The sequence below is a fragment of the Cohnella baijiui genome (assembly GCF_020731285.1).
In the GTDB taxonomy this organism is placed as follows: domain Bacteria; phylum Bacillota; class Bacilli; order Paenibacillales; family Paenibacillaceae; genus Cohnella.
In genome coordinates, this window is record NZ_JAJFOW010000448.1 from 1 (window position 1) to 219 (window position 219).

Annotated in this window: 1 protein-coding gene; it reads right to left on the bottom strand. The window is 46.6% G+C overall.

Annotation, left to right across the window (positions count from 1 at the left end; genetic code table 11):
* Positions 1-219: FAD-dependent oxidoreductase (locus tag LKX83_RS33335; protein ID WP_227887595.1), on the bottom strand; the 219-nt coding region annotated here is incomplete at both ends.

Consider the following 219-nt stretch of genomic DNA (forward strand, 5'->3'; position numbering starts at 1 on the left):
CGGAGACTTCCCATCCTCATGAATGAGCGGACGCAGGCCTGCCCAGCTTGATTCTACGTCGTTGGCGGTAAGCTTCAATGTAGGAAACATAAAGTTTGCCGCACGTATAATATAATCACGGTCTTCTACGGTCATCTTGGGATTTGCAATATCGCCTTGGTAATTCGTATCTGTCGTTCCGATGTATGTTTTGCCCTCACGTGGAATAGCAAAAACCAT